This window comes from Arthrobacter antibioticus, from assembly GCF_030063205.1.
In the GTDB taxonomy this organism is placed as follows: domain Bacteria; phylum Actinomycetota; class Actinomycetes; order Actinomycetales; family Micrococcaceae; genus Specibacter.
Map to the genome: position 1 here is coordinate 381,190 of NZ_JASISQ010000003.1, position 19,919 is coordinate 401,108.

A 19,919-nucleotide genomic window follows, 5' to 3' on the forward strand; every position below is an offset into this window, starting at 1 on the left:
GAGCTGCTCCCATCCATGATCGAGCATTTCGGATACTTCTTCACGACTCCAGCACGGGCTTCCAAGCAACTCGCCCGCGCACTGAGGCGTACGTCAGGGATCTAGTGGTGCACCTCGTTGGAATGAACCTGGTCTTCACAGCGATCCATCTTCACAGCAATCCTCTTCACAGCGATCCTCAGAGAACAACCACCGCCGCAACGTGGTCTGGAGCCGCACTACTCTTTGTACAGTCGCATCTCCGTACCCAATCACGCGGCGTTCGATTCAAGCCGATGCAATCCGCCCACAGCTACCCACCCTCCTTGGATGCAACCTCCATCGATCGGCTCGCCGCGTTCCTCTGCTGATCAATTGACACAGGGCATCCCAATAATTGACCCTCATTCCTAACTTCTGAGGTGCAACCCATCCGTGCAGAGAACGGTTACCGAAGTATCTTCGTTCAAAGCGAGCGGCAATGTGGAGCGCTTGAAGGGGAGCTTAGGTCGTATTCAGCGCGATCCATACTCTCCCCGAAAAGCCCCCAAGCATCTCCCGGTTGAAAAGAGAACCGGAAATTCTTGCCGTTCCGCTTGGCGACATCGAAAGCTCGTGTTGGAGCAACATTCAATTATTTGCACAGCTGACGGCAATCAAAGAGTGATGACCGTTGCAGTCGTGTGGGCCAGTGAATGCAAATTAGATCCGTCGGCTTGGTTCTCAGGCAGTCACGCCATAGCGCACTGACCCATATCTGCCCGCTGCGCCTATTGGGAGCGTCCCATCTAAGCGCATAGCTGACCACTGATTTCGCGCTGAAATCTGCTCTAGACCCTATGGGACTGCATGATCCGGGTCATGGGCTCACCGACGTCCTATCAGCGGTTGACCAACGCGGCCTCTGAACAAAAAAGACAGGGATGCCGAAGCTGTGCTGGGTGCCGTTTCGGAGAGGCGGCTTTGCGGCTATTCAATATTCGGGCGGCGCGCCGTAGCTGATCCCGCCCAGGCGCCTCGCTAAGCTCGGATCATGCCTCGCTGCTCGTCAACCGGGCCGCGAAGATATCTAAACGAACAGTGTGGTCTGAGGAGTATCAAATGACTGTTGTGATTGCCGGCTGTGGTGACCTTGGAACTGAAACCGGGCTGAGGTTCGTTTCTATGGGCTACCGGGTCATGGGACTTCGACGCTCAGCAGGCAAACTGCCCTCCGAAATCGAAGGACAGGCCATTGATCTCTCCACTGAGGTACCCACGCTGCCGCCAGACACCAGCATCGTGGTGATTGCCATGAGCCCTGATGCGCGCAGCGTAGATGGTTATCGAGCAGCATACGTCGAGAGCGTTCTGCGAATAACCGCCGCAATCCGTAACGACTGCGCAGCGCCACCGCAAGTGTTATATGTGTCATCGACAGCGGTCTACGGCATTGATGACGGATCCTGGGTCAACGAAGCCACTCCGGCCAAACCCACTACCCCAACGGCACGTGTGCTGCTAGAAGCAGAGGAGACATTGCTCCAGCAGATTCCCGAGGCGAAGATTCTGCGTCTTGGTGGCCTCTACGGTCCAGGACGCACCAGGGAAATTGATCGTGTACGTCAGGGCACCGCGACGGTTTCCTCCGTGCCAGAATTTACTAGTCGGATACATCGTGACGATGCTGCGGCATCTATCGTGCACCTCATGACCATGCAAAACGGGACCTTGGTGGAGTGGCCTGAAACCGTATACATCGGCGTCGATGACCTCCCGGCCGATCGTCGCGAAGTCACTGAATTCTTGGCACGCAGTCTTGACCTACCAGCGCCGGCATTGGTCAACGACTCTTCTCACGCTCAGGGCGGACGCGGCAAACGATGCCATAACAACAGGCTGCGGGAGACCGGATTCGTGTTTTCTTACCCCACCTATCGGGAGGGCTATGCGGCCGTTCTTGATGGCGTTGGCGTACGCCATTCCTAGATGACCTGAGACCACTTTGCTTGATCAAACAAAAATGTTCTGGGCCACAAACAGCGGCTAGATAAGTTTTACGATGTGTTGTCAGAGATTGAACTTACGGCGTTGACGCGCTCCGGATATAACGCGGATCCATTGATACCTCTCTCCACCTCGTTCCGGTCACCGCGACGAACTCCTACCACTGCGGGAAAGTTTCGGTAACCGCTTCTTCCACTGCCAAACCTGATTCGGGTTGATGTGGATAAACGCTAGCAACCTGCATGAACCGATAAAAGCGGTTGTTTCGCTCCACCCGACGGGCTTCGAAGAGGCAACCGCGTGCGGACAGGGTTCGCCGGCTGAACCGCATGCCCATGGTGCTAGCCGAACGTGCTCAAGATGGTGTGGGGCGTCCATGGCTGGCCACCGCTCTTGTCGCTCCACACGACCGAAAGGGCGCACCAAACGATGACCCATGATCTCACCGTATCGACGTCGAGCCCTGAGTGCTCGCTGACGATCGCCAGTCGTCTGTGGAAATTTGACAACGCCACGTCCGTGGACGGATTGCAGAAAATATTGGCGTAGTCGAACGCCCGATGGCCAAACAACCCTTTGGGGTCAATCGCGCGCCAACGCCCGTTGAAATCGAGAACATTGCCGTGATGGAGGTCCCCGTGAAGAACCACATGGGCTTCTGCGGCCGAAACCTCCAGTAGCTCTTGTGCCATGGTTGCCGCTCGCTCAAGGTTGCCTGCATGAGACTTTGCAGCATGTGGCTCGATCAGGTCTTGAAACCAAAGCGCCAAGGGCACGAGATCACTGGGAGCCGACGATTTGTCAGGGACGCCGTGCAGAGAGGTGATGGTCTCGCAGAGGATACTAGTAGTCTCATCATCGCGGCCCGCCTGGCACATCGCTGTCAAGGCCCGTTGGCCGGAGGCCAAGTCCATCAGGACAGCCTGGTCGGTGACTTCATGCACGTCCACTGCGGCGCAACCGGCCCACCAAGCAAGGACGCGGCCACCGCGGGCCTCTTCGGCAACGCGGGCGACCTTGAGCATGACGTTTCGATCATGCCAGCGACCTGTAACTAGCCAGCTAGAGGGAGTGATGACCATTTCCCCGCGTTGCCCTATAGCCCACCGATCCATGTACGCCGGCACTGTTCCCGCAACCCAATCCATGAACAAGATCGTATCGGGTTGATAGACCGTTGGTCTTTCAATCAGCGGTTGCCGGCCTCGCTCATCCCGAACGTCCCCCTCCGGTATGCCGAACCTTAGGCAGGGCTACCGGGGTGTCCCGGTCAGTGGGTCTGCTTCTCATTGAGTGTTAGCAGAGATTGGGTCAGGCACGGTCGTAGGTGAGCACTCTTATGCCTGAGTCCAGCAGTGTCTCATCAACGGGCTGGAACATATGGGATTGGAACGGTCCATTGAAGAGTGGGATACCAGAGCCGATGACGGATCTGTTTTGTTTGAGCACGAGCCGGTCGATCTCTGGCAGCAATGAGTGGGCAAGTGTGCCACCTCCCACCAACCATAGATCTTTACCTTCCTCGGTCTTGAGCGTGCGCACGTGGTCTAGAGCCCCGTTGCGGACGATCTCGACGGCTGGGTCCTGGCTTTCTAGCGTGGTTGAAAATACCAGGTGACGAAGGTGTGGATAGGCGTCCGTCATTCCGGCCGCAAGACCGATCTCGTAGGACGACCGTCCCTCTAGAACGGTATCGAATACTTGGCCGGGGCTGTCAATACCCAGAGCAGCACGCGCAGGCCAGGGAAGAGTTTCGGGGTAATGCTCCACGATGAATTGGATGACATCGGGCGTCAGCGGGAAGTAATCCGCCCCGCTTGGATCAGCACCGCCCGGTCCTGCTATATAGCCGTCAAGTGTTGTCGCCACGTAATAGACGAGCTTTCTCATGATTGTCCGTTCCCGAGGCGACAAATGTTTACCTAGTTTGTCAAGTGCCTCGCGTGCAGGTCAACAAGTAAACGTTCTCGAAGGGACTCCAAATACGTCATCCGTTCGTTCCCGCGAGCCGATCGGTAGCTGGCGTAGGGTGTCGAGGACAGCGGCTGGAACTCAGCATAAAGTCGGGTGCGGCTTTCCGTTCGGACTATGACCTGCCTGGCTGGGGTGCGTTGTACACAATCGGCCTTGCCATTGTGCTCGAGGGTCTTGATCTGCTCACCCTGGGCCTCGTGCATCCATGTGGCAACTCGTTCCACAGTGGATTCCGCTGATACGTGGCCAGCAGGTTCGCTCGATCGCTGCGGTAATCCCGGCTGCCACCGGTGCGCCGCACATCACACTGACCACCGTCAGCCAGCTCATGCTGTAGGGCTGGGTAGACGGCTCCGGCCTTCCCCTCATGGGATTGGCTTAGGCGCCCATGCTGGTTTGGGGGCCGCTTCTCGGCATCGTAACGGTTTCCTACTATCTGCGAACATGACCGTCTCGGTGACCGGACTGCGTTTCGCAACGTAAGCAAAACCGTTCTCATCCGCTGTTCAACACGGTAAATAACGTGTTCAACGTCGGTGTGGTGTAGCCCGGCTGCGCCAGGTATCAGGGGCAATCACCTGGTTTTCAGACTATTTTACGATCGTAGTCACCTGTCCGCGGCCCTTCCAGTCCGGGATAATTCGGGCAAAACACAACCGACTGCCATACTCTGTTCATGACAGTCTCCTTTAGATGCACGACACAGACCAGTATGCCAAAACCGCAGCTCTTTGACCTCGCCCGGAGTATCGACGCACACGAAGAATCAATGGCGCATTCGCGTGAAAAGGCGGTGGCTGGTGTCACCTCAGGTCTCATTTCACTGGGAGAAGAAGTGACGTGGCAGGCCTGGCATTTCGGTCTTCCGTTGCGGATGACGAGTCGGATAACCCAAATGGAAGCGCCGAACTACTTCATCGATGAACAGGTCAAGGGGCCGTTTCGCAAGTTCCGCCATGTCCATGAGTTCAGCGAAGATACAGAGGCAACCACGATGATCGATCAGATCGAGTTCGAGGCACCCTTTGGGCTCCTAGGACGCCTCGTTGAGAAGCTGATTCTGGCCCGCTACATGCAAAAGCTAATTGAGTCGCGGAATCTCCACCTCATCGCAGACTTCACGCACTGATCCTTCATCCCTGCTAAGTGAACACAGAGTGGATAAATTGGCATGCGATCCGTGCTCGCAAGGCATGTTTCGTATAGAAGTTTGCCAAGGTGGCCTAACTCTTAGTGCCGAAACAACCCACCAAGAATTGACGAAATGCAAGAAGTCCACGACACCGCTTCCTGGCTTTTGCCGGGTCCCTGCAACCAGCTGTGACACCGGCCTGGGCTAGCTGCGCCGTCCCGCTATATGGGGCCCCAATTGGGCAGGCAATTAGTCGCTTCTTCCGCAAATACACGGCTTTCCACGGGCGCGCCTCGAGAAGCGAGTTCTGGTGGGTGGAACTGGCACACGCCGTGTTCTCACTCATTGCGTCTGCAGCCCTGAGCATTGGTGTAATCGTTGGCGCCTCGTGGGCCGCAAGCAACAAGCAAGCAGAATACTACGATTATGACAACGGTACGAAGACCCTTATTGGCTATACCCAACCGGGGGTTACCGAATATCCCCCTGCGGCTATTCTCATCGTTATCGGCCTTATGGTTGCGGCGCAGCCGTCAAAGGATGCCGGACGCAGATTCGATCGCCAACCTAACAGCCCTGGCAGAACACAAGTGGACTGAACCTCCTCGAGTCATCTGGATTTCTCCGGCTATCCGATCCTCTCGATGGTGGTCCAGTGCGGATAGGATCCCGGTGTCGCCGCCCGCGTATATAGCGGCGCGGACCCGGGTTTGAGAACAATCCGTGCGGAAATTCACCTCAAGTGGTTCAACTGCGCGTGAACCCACCCTGATGAGAATGGAACTAGTCTTAGAAGTGGAACTTCAAGGGGGACGTTTGCGTAACTATGTGACTAAACGATTGGGCACCGCTCATTGACGGATAGTCTCGGTTCACCATGGAGACACCTTCACTCACCCTTGAAACTGCCATAATCGTTGAATGGGAAATGTACCTAACGGATTCGAATTTAGCGTGACCGAGGATGGTGTAGTGATCCGCCATCACGGGCGGAAGGCAACAACTTTGCGGGGCGCGACAGCGGACCAATTCCTTGCAGATGCTGACCGCGGGAATTCTCAGGAGCTCATGGCCCGAGTGACGGGCAATTACAAGCACGGCAACGAGCGGATCGCCAAGAATCATCCACGCAATCAAGCTCTCTGAAGTCTTGCGGTCCGCCACACTAGAGCACAAGATACCTCGTAAGACGTTGCGCCAACGGTTGCGAAATGTCTGTGCAATGAGGGGTTACTCAACGAATGGTTCGGGAAGTGGCCTGCTCAGGAACCATCGGGTTCGCGCCCGAATTAGCACCGATAGTGTGGGAATCGCCCAGTAGGTCAATCTAAACAAGGACGGCCATGCCGCGTGCGGTCACCTTCATCCATTCGGGTTCGCTTTCCGACGTCGCCCAATACGTCTATGCTGCAACTGCTCCCAGCGATGCACGCCTCATCTTTCTCGCAGGAGCCTGTCCTTTGAATAAGGACGGATCAACTGCTGGAATAGGTGATTACGCAGCACAAGCCTCCAAAGCGCTCGAGAACATGCATGATTACTTGGAAGCCGCTGGGGCGGGCCTGGAGAATGCGATCAGTACACGGGTTCTGGTGGCTTCTTCTGACCAAGCTGACCTAGTGACGGCCTAGGACGTAGTTTGTGAAGCATTCAGCAGCCACGGTGTCCCAAGTACGCTTATGGGCGTCACGGTTTTGGGCTACCAGGATCAACTCGCAGAGATCGAAGCAGTCGCAGCGGTTATCCACTGATCTGGATTGTCCGGTGAGCGTTCCCTACGGGAACTTCCATCGGGCGACTTTTCAGCTTCCGCGTGCGCCTGACTACACAGTTCGGTATACGGCCGGCGTACTGGATGCTTTCGGCGTGAGTGTGCAGACACCCCTTATGAGCCCAGGGCTCTTCGGTGGGCGCAATCCGCGCGCCTTAACTTCCTTCACGTCCACGGAAAAGTAATAAGAGCCGTTTTTCGCAGCCTTTCGTAGCCCAAATCGTCCTGTCCTGCAGGGCCATCCGCCGGGATACTGTTTGCGTTTCAGAGATTTACCCTGGGCTACTGGACACGCCAAGTATCACTCGCTCGGGATAGCGGAGGTTCTTTGCCTGTTGCCTATAGCCTCGACTGCTGCAGCGGTGCCAAGCATGCCAGCTGTACCGAAAGTAGTACCAAGGGCAACAAGTATCGCCCCGACAACCCACAGGCCGCTCGAATCCATGGCGGAGGCAGTGCTCATCCACGCGAGCGTGAATGAAACGGGAATTACCAACAAAGCAACTACAAAACGCAAGAGCCTGTAAGCGAGCCCTACCACCACGACGCCGCACAGGAACGCCGCTACTGCCTGCCAAATTTCGTACGGCCCAGTCATTTCTCCAGTGGCCGCATCGTACTGGTACTCGCCATCCCAGCCGAACCAACCGAACCAGAGCCCTGCTGACAGAAGCGAAATCAGGATGACGGACGACCATTGCTCAAGGTGTGGCCTGTCACGGCGTCGGGTTAGTCGCATCCTTTACTATAAGGCCCCGTTCTCCTCTGGTTGTCCCTGGGGACATCTAGTGAGAACTTCCTTTTATTCAAAGGAACGGTTCACGTCGATCTGGCAGCATAGGTTCTCTATCCATGACAACCACTCGTGGCCTCGCACTTACAACCGATATTGGAGAGCCATTCAGGTCACCATGCAGGAAGCCCTCCGAGTGTTCCAGGGGAGTTTCCTTTGATGCGAGGCTTGGGAAGTTCTTGCGCCTGAGAGTTTAAGCATAAGGAAAGCCGATCAGTTTCAGATCCTTTAAACACTCAGCGTCATTTCTGGCAGAAAGCCGCATCTACAGTGTCGGTGACGGATTTATAGGTTTTCATAAGGAGCTCCTCGTCCTTGATATTGATGAAGGCCCAGGGCAGCGAAGTCACTGCAACGCTGAAAGCAGTGCCATCGGATGCCACGCCATTGCGGGTCTGGAAGCCATGGATATCTCCACCGTGACCCCAAATTACCCCGCCGCAGCTAAGAGGATAGCTTTGCAGACCGAGCCCGTATTCCGCTCCTGGCCAGAGGCTGTCATCGCTGGGCACTGTCTTTTTCATCTCTGCCAGCATCTCTGGGCCGAGTAGACGGCCATCGAGCACTGCTCGGGTGAACTCATTGAGTTCGCTGGGGGTGGAGATGACTTGTCCGGCTGCCCATCCCCACGAGGGATCCAGGCGGCTCACGTTGGTCTGTGTGCCCTTGGCATCCGGGTGAAAGCCTGCGGGGTGTGCACCTCTGAAGTCCTGTTCGCCAACCTCTGGAAAATAGGTATGTTTGAAATCCAGTGGTTCTGTGATGCGCTCCGTGATTTGCTCGAAGATGGGGCGTTGGGTCATCTTCTCAATGAGTAAGCCCAGCAGGATGTAGTTGGTGTTGTTATATTCCCAACTTTTCCCCGGGCCAAAGTGTGCTGGTTGACGGAGCGCGAGATCAATGAGGTCCCGGGGAGAGAAGTAAGTGTGTCGTATCTTTTGCAGCTCCAAAGCAATTTCATTTGTGTACTCGGGAAGACCACTCGTATGCTGCAACAGCTGCCGAACGGTGATCGTGGCGCCGTCGATGCCTTGACCGCGAAGTAAACCCGGTAGATAGCTCTCGATGGGAGTATCGAGCTCAACGAGCCCCTCCTGGACCAGTTGGAGAACTACGACGGCGGTGAACGTCTTAGTATTGCTGCCAATCCGTACCTCCCCGTTGGTGGGTACCTTTTCGCCGGATTTTGGATCCCCCACTCCTGAGACGTAGTCTTCGTGATCCCCGCTGGGATGCGTTAATGATGCAAGTGCGGCGGGAAAGCCACGGGCGATCAGACCATCTAAATGTTTTTGTACCACGCGGTTGCCGATCGAGGTGCCAGCCGGGCTTGTAGGGGTCAGGGCTCCTGCTCCCCACCAAATGCCGGCGCCTATAGTGGCTACTGCTAGTAAGGTCGCGACTGTTATGGCAATGAATGGTCTTTTAGACGAAGAGGTTTTCGCATCAAGAGCGGTTCCATCAGGCTCTGTTTCGTGAATCATAATGATGTTCCTTCGTTTCGGGGACAGCTGGTATTCACAGTCCGCTTGAATAGGTAAGGACCAGCCTTGCCCGTCCAAGCACGCAGCGCCCTACACTCATGGTTAGGTTTAGGACTGTTCTTGCGGAGGGGGCGGTGGATATGTGGGTGTCCGTACGCTGAAGAAATGAACAAATCTAGCGCACCAGCGGTGGCCGTTCGAGGGCTAACTAAGTCCTTCAACGGCCAACCAGCGGTCAATAATGTTATTTTCGACGTCCTCGAGACTCGGGTCGTCGGTCTCTTGGGGCCCAATGGGGCGGGCAAGACCACAACCATTCAAATGATCCTTGGGCTTACTTTCCCTGATAACGGTGAGGCACTTATCCACGGCCGGAGGTACCGTGATCTTGATCGGCCGGCTCGCACCATCGGTGTTGTCCTTGATTCAGGAGGGCTGCACCCTGGCCGGACTGGCCGCGAACACTTGCGGATCCTCGCGGCACAGATTGATGTTTCGAAGGATCGTATCGATTCAGTACTTGAGGAAGTAGGGTTGCGTTCCGTAGCCGAGCGTCGTGTAGGGGGATATTCGCTGGGTATGCGGCAACGTTTAGCCCTGGCAGCGGCTTTGCTTGGTGAACCCTCGATCCTGATACTTGATGAGCCCACGAATGGGCTGGATCCGGCTGGGATGCACTGGTTGCGAGAGCTCATTCGCTCGTTCGCCGACGGCGGTGGGTCAGTTCTCTTGTCTTCTCACGTGCTCTCGGAGGTAGCCCTTGTTGCTGATGACATTGTTGTTATCGCTGATGGCAGTGTAGCGGCGGCGGGGAAATTGAACGACGTCGTTGCAGCCTATGGTGGGGACCTCGAAAGTTTTTATCTTGACCTCACGGCTAAAAGCTCGGCGGTGTGCTGATGATCCGCGCAGAACTGCTTAAACTGACGACGACCACCGCGGTCAAAGTTGCTGTCATAATCGGCGTTGTTGGCCTCATCCTGACGCAGATTACACTTCTGACTCTTCTTCCTGCCCTCGCCTCTGGTGCTATAGGACCAGGCCTTGACACCCTCGGGGTAGCTTTGCCGGACTTCGGATTGGAATCTCATGCGGCTCAACTTGCTGCGTTGAGTCCACTTGGTGCTTCGACAGGTTCGGGATCGCTGGGTATTGCCGTACTGGCTGTCGTAATCTTAGGTGTGCTTGCCGGTACTAGTGATTATCGCTTCGGCGGTATCGTCACTACAGCACTGGCGCAACCGCGCCGGGGGCTGATTTTGGTAGCAAAAATTGGCGCTTTGGCGCTTACCGGACTTCTTGTCGGTTTTGTATACGCGGCGATAAATCTGCTCACACTGATAATTTCCCTACCTTTAGCAGGCGCCGAACTGCTTGTGAGTGCGCCGGAGCTGATTTTGGTGCTGGTGCGAGGCACGGTGGTGGTGACGCTACTTGTGTTATTGGGCTTGGCCGTCGGTCTTCTCGCTCGTGACCAGGTGGTGGGGATATTGACCATGCTGGGTCTGCTCCTATTTGAAATTATTGTCCAATCCATTGCTCAACTCGTGAGCGGAACTCTTCCCATCTGGGCGCAGATCATGCCGCTTTCTCTTGCCCAAAGCGCTATCTCGTCGCCCATGAACGGAGGGTTCCCGCCAGTGGTGGCGCTTGCTGTTTTAGCTGCTCTGGTTGCCGTGGTTCTGGCGGGAGCAGGCGCCGCTATGCGCACCCGTGATATCTGCGTGCTGAGGTAGCTGAGAATAGGGTTATGGCATCTACGTTTTCACACGCCCGCATCCGCAGCGTGCTCTGGCAGTTTACTCCCGTAGTGGTGGTGGCGCTGCTGGCGCTTGGCTACATTTTGGGGGTGGCTTTGATCGAAGACGGTTCAGGCCAGCGTCCGCACAGCTTACTACCGGGCGTGTTTATGTTGGCCCAGGCGTTCGCGCTACTGGCCCGGCACCGTTTTCCTTTGACCGTGTTGCTGTTCGTAACGGTATTGGATGCCGTCACGCTTCTGGTCTCTTCCGGTGAAATTGGCACGGGCACCGTTGCGGTGATGATCGCTGTGTTCTCCTACGCAAGCACGAGCACCGGCCGGGGACGTTACCTAGCCCCGGCCAGTCTCAGCGTCCTTGCTGTGATCATTACTATGATCGCTGTGCAGAGAAGCACCCTGGTTCCTTCTGAGTTTGTTCTAGCATTCGCGCTGGCACGCAACGTCTTGGTCTTTGGATTGGGAGTTGTGACAGCAGAGATCGTTGGCCAACGAGCCCGGCTTTTGGAGGCACTCCGTGAGCGTGCTGAGGCTGCTGAGTATGAGAAGGAGCACCAAGCACAGGAAGCAGTGTTGCGTGAACGAGCCTTGATGGCACGTGAATTGCACGACGTTGCTGCTCATCACTTAACGGGCATCATTGTCAGCGCCCAAGCGGCAGAGACACTGAGGATATCCAATCCTCAGGAAGCTGGGGAGTACGTCCGGCAGATACAGAACGCTGCGCGAACCACGCTCAATAATCTGCGTCAAACCGTTGGTCTCCTTCGCGCCGACGGGGAAAGTGAACTTGCTCCCATCGCCTCGATCGAGCGTCTCCCGGAGCTCGTTGCACAGGCGTCAACAACAGGCACAAGCGTGCACCTAAAGAAAAGTGGTACTCCAAGAGATCTTGGCCCACTTGCGGGGATTGCTGCCTACAGGATGGTCCAGGAATCACTGGCGAACTCGCTTAGCCATGCTCCCGGCACACATCGAGCTGTTCAGATCGACTACGGAACGGCGTCGCTGCGGGTGACGGTCACTAACGGACCGAATCTACTTATGCACAGGAAACCAGAGACAGCACGAGCAGGGTATGGGCTGATCGGCATGGCCGAACGCGCCGAGCTTCTTGGCGCACGGCTTCGCACAGAATCCGTAAAAGATGGCAGTTGGGTTAATACCTTAATCATTCCCTACGAAGGTCAGCTATGAGTATCACAGTGGCGATAGCCGATGACCAAGCGATTGTCCGCGCAGGTCTGAGCGTTATCTTGAGTGCTGCACCGAACATTCGTGTTGTCGGTGAAGCAAAAGACGGATATGAGGCCGTGGCGCTGGTGCGTGAGCAACGTCCAGACGTTATTTGTATGGATATTAGGATGCCTGGTCTCGATGGGATTTCAGCAACACGGACAATAACCGGTGATCTGGAGAACACCACAGGTGTGCTTATGCTGACCACCTTTGAGCTTGACGATTACGTGTTTGGTGCTCTTGAAGCCGGCGCGTCCGGTTTCCTGCTCAAGGGGGCAGATGAGAAGTCGCTTCTGAGCTCAGTTTGTTCTGTGGCCAGGGGTGAAGGCACCCTTGACCAGCGTTTGACCCGTCGGGTGCTGCAGGAGTTCGCAAAGCGGACCGCTGCACCGATCAACCCATCCCGCTCTCTAGTCGTCCCGCTCACAGCCCGGGAGACAGAAATTCTCACCCTCTTGTGCGAAGGACTTTCTACCCCGGAGATCTCAAGCAAGCTCTTCATCGAGTCCACTACGGTGAAATACCATGTCGCCGGAATCCTGGCCAAAGTGGGTGTTCGGGATCGACTTCAGGCCGTTGTTTGGGCGTTTAAAAATGGTGTGGTCGCCACACCCCGCTATCACAGCAGATAGGGGCGAATCGCCCTAAAAACCACAAACATAAAGACAAAGGGATAAAGAAGAACATGACAATAATGGTGGAATCAAGAAGCCTTCCCAATGGATTCTTCAACAGTGAGCGGTGGCAAACGCGGATCGAGGAACTTGCTGGCCGGCACCAAGTCCCGGGCGTGCAAATTGGAGTGTTGCAGCTAACCGACCAGGGCTCTGCCGAGATTAGGACAATGTGCTCGGGGGTTACCAGCGTTAAGACTGGAGTTGAACTCACAGCGGACACACTGCATCAATACGGGTCGATCACTAAGGTGTGGACCGCCACGCTAATCATGCAACTCGTAGATGAAGGACTTCTAGCACTGAACACACGTGTTGACGAGGTACTGCCGGACTTCACGCTGGCGGATTCCACGGCGGCTCAAGCCATCACGATCGAAATGCTGCTGAGCCACACTAGCGGTATTGATGGGGACATCCTTACTGACACTGGCGACGGAGATGATTGCGTGGAACAGTACGTCAATCGTTTGGGCACAGCTGACATCACCTCACGCGTCGGTGGCCCGCTCAGCTATAGTAACTCCGGTTACGTTCTACTGGGCCGAATCGTCGAGGTGCTGCGCGGCAAGGTCTGGGATGAGGCCATCGCTGATCACATCCTCGTACCACTGGGCTTGGAGGGGGTCATTACGAAAACGAAGGACGCGCCGTTGCACCGTGTCGCAGTAGGTCACCTTCAAACCCCGGACCATTCCAGGACAGAAAAGTATTTTCCGACTCCGGTCTGGGCACTGCCGCGTTCACTAGGACCAGCCGGCGCTGTGACTGGTACCGCCGATAATCTGCTGCGGTTCGCTGCCGCACATCTACGCGACGGCTTAGCTTTGACCGGTGAACGACTGCTCAGTGAAGAATCGGCACGTCTCATGCGTTCCCAGAAGGTAGACCTGAGGGGAATCAATAGCGTCACAGTGGGCTGGGCGACGGGTTGGATGCTGGAAAAGTGGGGTCCCACTATAGCCGTTGGACACAACGGGGATACCTTTGGCCAGTCCGCCTATCTTGATACGTTCCCAGAGCATGGGCTGGCACTAGTGGTTCTGGGCAATTCACCCGGACTTGCAGCCCTCGAACGGGAACTGATGGTGGATGTCGCCTCTGAGTTGGGACTTGTCGGCCCCAGCGAGAACCCCATCGATAGCAGCATCCCCATCGATTTGGGCCGTGTTGTCGGTGACTACGAATCCGGTACCCAACGATTCGAGGTCCGTGCTGACGATGCCAATGCCCTCACGATTTCTGTAGTGGCCAAGGTTAGTCTCGGGGGCATCGAATCACCTCGACAAAGCGCTCCCCTGGTGCCTAACGGTCCTGCCCGGTTCCTGAGCAAGATCATTGGTCGTGTGCTTGAGTTCGCATTGGTAGACGACGGCGGTATTCAGTACCTCTATGTGGGTCGGCTCTACAAGAAGATCTCATAGAAACGCCAGCGACCCGGTGGAGTGGCCTGAAGCAGCAATCCCCATACAGCAAAATCAGAGCTCGTTACCCTGCGAGGGAACACGCAGCCGGTCGTCGTGGAAAACTAAAAGAAGAAGGGAGAGTGCATCCCTATCTTCTGGGTCTGTCCTCAGGCTAATTGGGAGTTTGACGTTCTTTTATCTTTCAAGAGGGACTCCACATGCACCGCGGCGGAGGATGTGGCTCGCGCACAGCTGTACGAGCCGGATAATTCGGTATACAGGGCTTCGAATGGACCCACAGAACGGCAACATAATTTACTGAGCATGGAGCGTTCTATCGTGTAATTTCGTTCCACTACTACCAAGCCCTAGATCTGTCCATAGTGCCAACCCTCGCGGGACATCAATCAAGTTCGTACAATAAGTTGTACAACAAGAAAGAAATATTATGCGCACAATGACCTACTCAGAGTCCCGAGCACACTACGCTGCGACGCTGACCGCTGTGGTCGATGACCGTGAGGAAGTCATCATCACTCGCGCGGGTCACGAACCAGTAGTCATCGTCTCGCTAGATGATTATCAGTCATTCAAAGAAACCGCGTACCTCTTGAAATCCCCCACGAATGCCAGGCGACTCCTCGGCGCAATAGAACGCCTCGAATCTGGTAAGGGCGTCGAGCACGACATCACAGAATGAAGCTGGTCTGGGACGAGGACTCATGGGAGGACTATGAGTGGTGGCAGACACAGGATCGTAAGGTCCTCAAACGCATCATCATCCTACTGCGGGTTATCGCACGAAACGGAAACGAAGGCATCGGAAAGCCGGAACCGTTGAAACACGGTTTGCCTTGCTACTGGTCGCGACGAATCACCGACGAACATCGCCTAGTGTACAAAATCGACGATGATGAAAATCGCATTGCCGGATGCCGATATCACTATGGTCACTAGCACATAGCGGCGGTCGCGCGCGAGGAACCTTGGGTTCTTGCGGTGATTGCAACACTTCGTGAATGAGTGTTGCAATGGCGAACTATTCAATCCTTTTCCGGCCGGATCTACTGCAGGTCTTTTGGGCATGGATGCAGGCAGGTGATTTCATCACTGATGCCGTTATTCCGATCAACACCAGTAGGCGTACCGGGCGCACTGTTGTGGCTAACGCTGTTGGTGTGCGGCCACGCCGCGGCAGGAATTTAAAGGGCCGGTGCCTGACCCTCACTCAGCGTGAAGAGATCGCGATTCTCCGCGCCCAGGGACAGTCCTTGAGAGCGATCGGGGAGGTTATTGGCCGGTCTACCTCGACGGTATCCAGGGAGTTGAGACGCAACACGAAACCCGGCACCGCCTACCGGGCAACCTCGGCCCACATGCTCGCCTACGAGCGTGCCAGACGGCCGAAACAGGCCAAACTCCACACGAACATAGCCCTGCGTACAGTGGTGGAAGCGGACCTTGCCAAGAAGTATTCACCGGAACAAATCGCAGGACGATTACGCGTCCAGTTCCCCAACGAAGAGGCGATGCAGGTGTCACCGGAGACTATTTACCAGTCCCTGTACGTCCAGTTCAGGGGAGCCTTGAATCGAGATCTGGTCGCGTATTTACGCACTGGGCGGGCCGTGCGGCGCACCTCCCGCAAGACCGTGCCGTACCAGGACATTGGGAAGGAGACTTGATCATTGGCAAGGGTAACCAGACCGCTATTGGGACCCTGGTGGAACGCAACACCAACTACACGATGCTCGTTCACTTACCCCAGGGGTACAAAGCTGAGCAGATGCGTGAGGCATTGACCGCGAAGATCAAAACACTCCCGCAAGCACTGCGACATTCCCTGACCTGGGATCAAGGCATTGAAATGCAGGACTGGAAAACCGTGAAGATTGATACGGGCATCGAGATCTACTTTTGCGACCCGCATTCGCCCTGGCAGCGTGGTATCAACGAGAACACAAATGGACTGATTGGAGCATCCACAGTGCCCAGGATCTTGACTGGGTCGCCGCTGAACTCAACGACAGACCACGCAAACGACTAGAGTTCAAGAAACCGATCGAACTGATCGAACCCCTCCTGTTGCAATGACCGCCAGAATCCGCCGAACGTCTACGGGAAACTTTGGCGGGCAGCATGGCTTCGTATTGTTTTGGTTGACTGCAGGGCACATGCTGTAGCGTCAAGTGAAATCGATATTTGGGGAGAAAAAATGAAACTTCTGTCATTTCCGCTCGTCATGGCGGCGAGTATTGCGGTCCTTCTGCTGAGTGGCTGTTCGGCCGAGTCCGGACTCAAGGCTCTGGACCGTGCGGCCACGACCGAAGATGCGTTGCCCGCATTCGTCACTATGCAGGAACAGGTGGACAGAGACAGCTCGCGGCTCCTTGCCACTAGAGACGGGGTGCAGTACTTCGCGTTGCAGAGCGAGGATGCCAAAACGACGTGTTTGGCCGTTGTTCTACCTGACGCAGACGATGAGTGGCAGGTTGGCTGTAGCGATACGAAACGCAGCGGTGACATCGTAAGTATGTCTTCGCTAAAAGGCTCCCTGTCCACGATTCTTCTCGGAGATGACTCGGATACCGGAAAACTTGAACCAGGATGGACGAAGATCGCAGACAATATCCTAGTCTCCGCCCGTTAGGAACCCACCAGCAGTAGCTAGTTCATATCTTGATCGGTAGTGCCGCGATCGGTCCCTTAGCCGGAACGCCGAGCGGGGTACGTTTGCTCTATATCGAGCATTGCCGGTGCTAGTGCCGTGTTTCTAGAGCTAACTTTGCTGCCTTTGATCCTGCGGATGCACCAGCGATGACGCCGATGAGCATGATGAGGCACGATCCGAGAAGGAAGACTGCTTGCAGCGCTTTCCCCGGGACAAAGAGAGTTGGAAGTAGGAAAATTATGGCGCAATAAATTCCTGTTAGTGATGGCCTTTTAGCGGCTTTGTGGCCTGCGATCCATGTTTGTTCGGTAGCCATGATCGAAGATATCCGAATGCCTGCCAGACCGTTGACGCCGATCCGGCCATCAGCACATCGCACGATGACAATGATCAGCAGAACGTAGCAGGCAAGAAGAAATACCACAGAGAAGATCATGCCCTCAGCCTAGGCCCCACCACAGCGGGCTGGTTCACTTCACACATCCTCCCGCATGCCGAACCTTGAGTGGGATTAACGTGATTCGTCGTTTTCCAAGTCAGTTATCGTCTCGGCTCTTACGCTGGCGTGTTCATCGCGCAAAATGGAATAGAGCATAGAGTCCCTGCGAACTCCTCGCACCAATCGGTGGGAACGAAGCCGCCCCTCTAGGGTGAACCCGCTCTTTTCTAGAACTCGAATTGAACCGATGTTGCCAGGATGGCAGGTGGCGCTGATTCGCTCCAGTTTGAGCGTATCGAACCCAAATTTAAGTAGCTGGACCGTAGTTTCGGTGGCATAGCCGTTTCCCCAGTAGGAGCGGTGGAAGGTGTATCCAAGCTCTCCGTTGTGATCGTATGGATCGGTAGTCCAAATGGCCACAGAGCCAATGGTCTTACCCTCCAAAACAGCAGCAAGTGAAAACGCTGATCGGCCCTCTTCCAGGTGCGCACGGGCCGCATCCTTAACAAAGGAAATTGTTTGCTCTAAAGTATTCGGTCCCCATGTTGACCAGCGAGTAACCTCAGGATCTGAGGTGAACTCGTGCACAGCCGGGATGCCCTCCGCCGTGAAGTCACGGAAACTCAGCCTAGGGCCATGTGGGTAGGCCTTTGAAAGACTCAGCGTTCACCTGTCAAGTTGATTGTTGAGTTTCAATCCTAATCTGCTAACCGACTGGCATTAGTACATGGTGGGTAATTCCACGTCGCTGCACATGCGGGAGCCAAACAAGATGAAAATGACGCTGGCACTGTCCTTAGGGCTGTCGCACATAGGAATATTCGGAGTGTCCCGTAAGCCGCTCGGTCGGTGGTGCGATTAAGAAGCAAACTCAGTTTGCACTCACGTCAGCTCGTCATGTTCCGCTGGTGACCCTCTATCGGTGCACTCCGGTCGCGTTGACCGATCCACATCATGCTGTGCCAAGAATATTGGCAGGATGGGGCCCAAAGACTATGCGGACCGCGGTCACGTCATATCCGGCGCGGCGAAAAGCCGCCGCCATCGGAGCGTTGGTCGTGTCAGTCGTACCCGTGATGCTGGGTGCACCGTTATCCCGGTGCATGATCGTGATTTCCGCAAGGAGGTCATCGACGAAACCATGTCCACGATGCTCTGGGACTACTCCGAGATAGCTCACGCTCGCGTTATAGGCACTCCGGGAAGGAATGATGAACCCAACGCGATCTCCCTTCAGATTCTGGGCGATTCGCCACATCTGTCGATCACCGGGAAGCCCCAGGTAGAAATCGAGATCGTCCGCTGCTTGAACGTCCGGTCCAAGCTCTGCCAAGTCTGCCTGTGTGTGTATGTCCAGGCTTCCTTGGGCGGCCTCGCTGAAGATCTCAAGGAACACCCGATCATCAGCAGGGGTGAAGGTCAGCCTGTCGCTGCGCTTAGGTGTGGGTTTGTTCCCCGTCCAGGCATAGCTCAGCCTTTCAATGGTCTCACTCAGCCCAGCGGACACGACGGCGTCTTGGCGCCACTTGACTGCTGCGACGGCACGCGGGTCGTCGTGCCAGTTTTGAGGGACATCCATATTCAGATCGGGAAGGCGATCGATGCCGCTCGCGCGCAACGCGTGGTGCCCGGCCTCGACGAGGCGGCCCGCGATGATGCCCGGGTCAGTGATTGACGGGTCTACCCAGAGGCAATCCAGCGAGACGGGATAATCAGAGTGGGGTTGTCCCCACCACAAGGCGCGCGCTATGAGCCGCCCGTTGATTTCGTGTAGCCAGCTCCATTCGGGCCGATATTGATGGAGTTCGAGTTCGCGGCGGTAGCGCTCCGCGTCGATGATCCCTACGGGGTCCTCGGCGCGCGCAGAAAGCAGAAGATCGAGGTCAGAAATTGATGCAGGTCGAAACATGAAGGAAGCCTCCGGTTCAGGAGGCGACTCGCCCGGTGAACGATCCAGGCCCTATCGTGCCCGGGTGAGTTCATGGGAGGAGGCGCCCATGGTTGTGGTGATCACGCTGGGCCTCCTTCCCGGTAGCACTTGAGACATGTGACGGCGAATTCAATCGGTCGTCGCACCAGGGGCTTTCTCTGGTTCCGATAGTAGCTGTTCCATGGCCTGTGCGGGGGTCCTACCTCCGAGGATCCTGCGGGGTCGGTCGTTGAGCTCGGTGGCGACTTCCAGCAGCCGCTTCGGTGAGTGCACGGACAGATCCGTGCCCTTGGGAAAGTACTGGCGCAGGAGTGGAGTGGTCCCCGAAAGTTGGACGGGTTAATAAAACTCTACGTGATGGCCGTTTTGTTGGCACGGTATTCGTCGGGACTGAGGTAGCCGAGTCGCTTTTGGATGCGTGTACTGTTCCACCACTGCATGTACTCTGATAGCCCTACGTGGAACTGCTCGATGGTTTCGGGTTGCTGAATGCGGAACCATTCCTCTTTTAGATGACTGAAGAAGCCCTCCATCGCGGCGTTGTCCAGGCATGTTGGCGAATTCAATCGGTCGTCGCACCAGGGGCTTTCTCTGGTTCCGATAGTAGCTGTTCCATGGCCTGTGCGGGGGTCCTACCTCCGAGGATCCTGCGGGGTCGGTCGTTGAGCTCGGTGGCGACTTC

21 protein-coding genes and 3 pseudogenes are annotated in these 19,919 nt (G+C 55.9%); 14 read left to right on the forward strand and 10 right to left on the reverse strand.

The features are described from left to right. Positions 1-1,080: 1,080 nt before the first annotated feature. Positions 1,081-1,947 carry an SDR family oxidoreductase gene (locus QMG40_RS09195; protein WP_283530736.1) on the forward strand — a complete coding sequence of 289 codons (867 nt, stop codon included), beginning with the start codon at positions 1,081-1,083 and terminating at the stop codon, positions 1,945-1,947. 359 nt (positions 1,948-2,306) lie between these two features. Here QMG40_RS09195 and QMG40_RS09200 read toward each other — a convergent pair whose 3' ends face one another. The 3 genes from QMG40_RS09200 to QMG40_RS09210 form a co-directional block, all read right to left on the reverse strand. Continuing rightward, a complete protein-coding gene (locus tag QMG40_RS09200; RefSeq protein ID WP_283530737.1) occupies positions 2,307-3,113 on the reverse strand; it encodes an aminoglycoside phosphotransferase family protein in 807 nt (268 codons plus the stop codon). Between the two features lie 163 nt (positions 3,114-3,276). Then, positions 3,277-3,855 (reverse strand): dihydrofolate reductase family protein, encoded by a 579-nt coding sequence (locus tag QMG40_RS09205; protein WP_283530738.1) that lies wholly within the window; start codon positions 3,853-3,855, stop codon positions 3,277-3,279. A 32-nt stretch (positions 3,856-3,887) separates the two neighbouring features. Then, on the reverse strand, positions 3,888-4,163 hold the full coding sequence (locus tag QMG40_RS09210) for a hypothetical protein (RefSeq protein ID WP_283530739.1): 276 nt from the start codon (positions 4,161-4,163) through the stop codon (positions 3,888-3,890). Between the two features lie 488 nt (positions 4,164-4,651). On the opposite strand from QMG40_RS09210, the gene QMG40_RS09215 reads away from it, so the two are divergent. From QMG40_RS09215 to QMG40_RS09230, 4 genes and pseudogenes are all read left to right on the forward strand, one after another. Then, positions 4,652-5,068 carry an SRPBCC family protein gene (locus tag QMG40_RS09215; RefSeq protein WP_283530740.1) on the forward strand — a complete coding sequence of 139 codons (417 nt, stop codon included), beginning with the start codon at positions 4,652-4,654 and terminating at the stop codon, positions 5,066-5,068. Positions 5,069-5,385: 317 nt separating this feature from the next. Continuing rightward, positions 5,386-5,670 (forward strand): hypothetical protein, encoded by a 285-nt coding sequence (locus QMG40_RS09220; RefSeq protein WP_283530741.1) that lies wholly within the window; start codon positions 5,386-5,388, stop codon positions 5,668-5,670. 322 nt (positions 5,671-5,992) lie between these two features. Next, the gene (locus QMG40_RS09225) at positions 5,993-6,217 is read left to right on the forward strand and encodes a hypothetical protein (RefSeq protein ID WP_283530742.1); all 225 of its coding nucleotides are present in this window, start codon (positions 5,993-5,995) and stop codon (positions 6,215-6,217) included. A gap of 197 nt (positions 6,218-6,414) precedes the next feature. Beyond that, positions 6,415-6,822, forward strand: a pseudogene (locus tag QMG40_RS09230) (RidA family protein). A gap of 321 nt (positions 6,823-7,143) precedes the next feature. Here the strand turns inward: QMG40_RS09230 and QMG40_RS09235 are convergent. Together QMG40_RS09235 and QMG40_RS09240 are read right to left on the reverse strand one after the other, a co-directional pair. Continuing rightward, positions 7,144-7,581: a hypothetical protein gene (locus QMG40_RS09235; protein ID WP_283530743.1), complete on the reverse strand. Its 438-nt coding sequence runs from the start codon at positions 7,579-7,581 to the stop codon at positions 7,144-7,146. 296 nt (positions 7,582-7,877) lie between these two features. Continuing rightward, positions 7,878-9,119 (reverse strand): serine hydrolase domain-containing protein, encoded by a 1,242-nt coding sequence (locus tag QMG40_RS09240; RefSeq protein ID WP_283530744.1) that lies wholly within the window; start codon positions 9,117-9,119, stop codon positions 7,878-7,880. Positions 9,120-9,284: 165 nt separating this feature from the next. Here QMG40_RS09240 and QMG40_RS09245 point away from each other — a divergent pair, with 165 nt between their 5' ends. From QMG40_RS09245 to QMG40_RS09285, 9 genes and pseudogenes are all read left to right on the forward strand, one after another. Continuing rightward, positions 9,285-10,019: an ATP-binding cassette domain-containing protein gene (locus tag QMG40_RS09245; protein WP_283530745.1), complete on the forward strand. Its 735-nt coding sequence runs from the start codon at positions 9,285-9,287 to the stop codon at positions 10,017-10,019. Continuing rightward, the gene (locus tag QMG40_RS09250) at positions 10,013-10,855 is read left to right on the forward strand and encodes a hypothetical protein (RefSeq protein WP_283530746.1); all 843 of its coding nucleotides are present in this window, start codon (positions 10,013-10,015) and stop codon (positions 10,853-10,855) included. The genes QMG40_RS09245 and QMG40_RS09250 overlap by 7 nt, the downstream gene beginning before the upstream one ends. Before the next feature lie 14 nt (positions 10,856-10,869). After that, positions 10,870-12,075, forward strand: a complete 1,206-nt coding sequence (locus QMG40_RS09255) for a sensor histidine kinase (protein ID WP_283530747.1) — start codon at positions 10,870-10,872, stop codon at positions 12,073-12,075. Continuing rightward, positions 12,072-12,749: a response regulator transcription factor gene (locus QMG40_RS09260; RefSeq protein WP_283530748.1), complete on the forward strand. Its 678-nt coding sequence runs from the start codon at positions 12,072-12,074 to the stop codon at positions 12,747-12,749. The genes QMG40_RS09255 and QMG40_RS09260 overlap by 4 nt, the downstream gene beginning before the upstream one ends. A 53-nt stretch (positions 12,750-12,802) precedes the next feature. Beyond that, positions 12,803-14,215: a serine hydrolase domain-containing protein gene (locus QMG40_RS09265; protein WP_283530749.1), complete on the forward strand. Its 1,413-nt coding sequence runs from the start codon at positions 12,803-12,805 to the stop codon at positions 14,213-14,215. 439 nt (positions 14,216-14,654) lie between these two features. After that, on the forward strand, positions 14,655-14,897 hold the full coding sequence (locus tag QMG40_RS09270) for a type II toxin-antitoxin system Phd/YefM family antitoxin (protein ID WP_459252981.1): 243 nt from the start codon (positions 14,655-14,657) through the stop codon (positions 14,895-14,897). Then, a complete protein-coding gene (locus QMG40_RS09275; RefSeq protein ID WP_283530751.1) occupies positions 14,894-15,154 on the forward strand; it encodes a Txe/YoeB family addiction module toxin in 261 nt (86 codons plus the stop codon). The genes QMG40_RS09270 and QMG40_RS09275 overlap by 4 nt, the downstream gene beginning before the upstream one ends. A gap of 62 nt (positions 15,155-15,216) precedes the next feature. After that, a pseudogene (locus QMG40_RS09280) lies at positions 15,217-16,291 on the forward strand (IS30 family transposase). 121 nt (positions 16,292-16,412) lie between these two features. Then, positions 16,413-16,847, forward strand: a complete 435-nt coding sequence (locus QMG40_RS09285) for a hypothetical protein (protein WP_283530752.1) — start codon at positions 16,413-16,415, stop codon at positions 16,845-16,847. A gap of 109 nt (positions 16,848-16,956) precedes the next feature. Here QMG40_RS09285 and QMG40_RS09290 read toward each other — a convergent pair whose 3' ends face one another. The 5 genes and pseudogenes from QMG40_RS09290 to QMG40_RS09310 form a co-directional block, all read right to left on the reverse strand. Then, entirely contained in the window at positions 16,957-17,304 is a 348-nt protein-coding gene (locus tag QMG40_RS09290) for an SdpI family protein (RefSeq protein WP_283530753.1), read from the reverse strand. 75 nt (positions 17,305-17,379) lie between these two features. After that, entirely contained in the window at positions 17,380-17,970 is a 591-nt protein-coding gene (locus QMG40_RS09295; RefSeq protein WP_349361615.1) for a GNAT family N-acetyltransferase, read from the reverse strand. A gap of 289 nt (positions 17,971-18,259) precedes the next feature. Next, a complete protein-coding gene (locus tag QMG40_RS09300) occupies positions 18,260-19,216 on the reverse strand; it encodes a GNAT family N-acetyltransferase (RefSeq protein WP_283530754.1) in 957 nt (318 codons plus the stop codon). Positions 19,217-19,366: 150 nt separating this feature from the next. Continuing rightward, a pseudogene (locus QMG40_RS09305) lies at positions 19,367-19,558 on the reverse strand (IS30 family transposase); the annotation flags it as partial. A gap of 29 nt (positions 19,559-19,587) precedes the next feature. Beyond that, positions 19,588-19,803, reverse strand: coding sequence for an IS3 family transposase (locus tag QMG40_RS09310; RefSeq protein ID WP_283530755.1), 216 nt, complete (start codon positions 19,801-19,803; stop codon positions 19,588-19,590). Positions 19,804-19,919 lie beyond the last annotated feature (116 nt).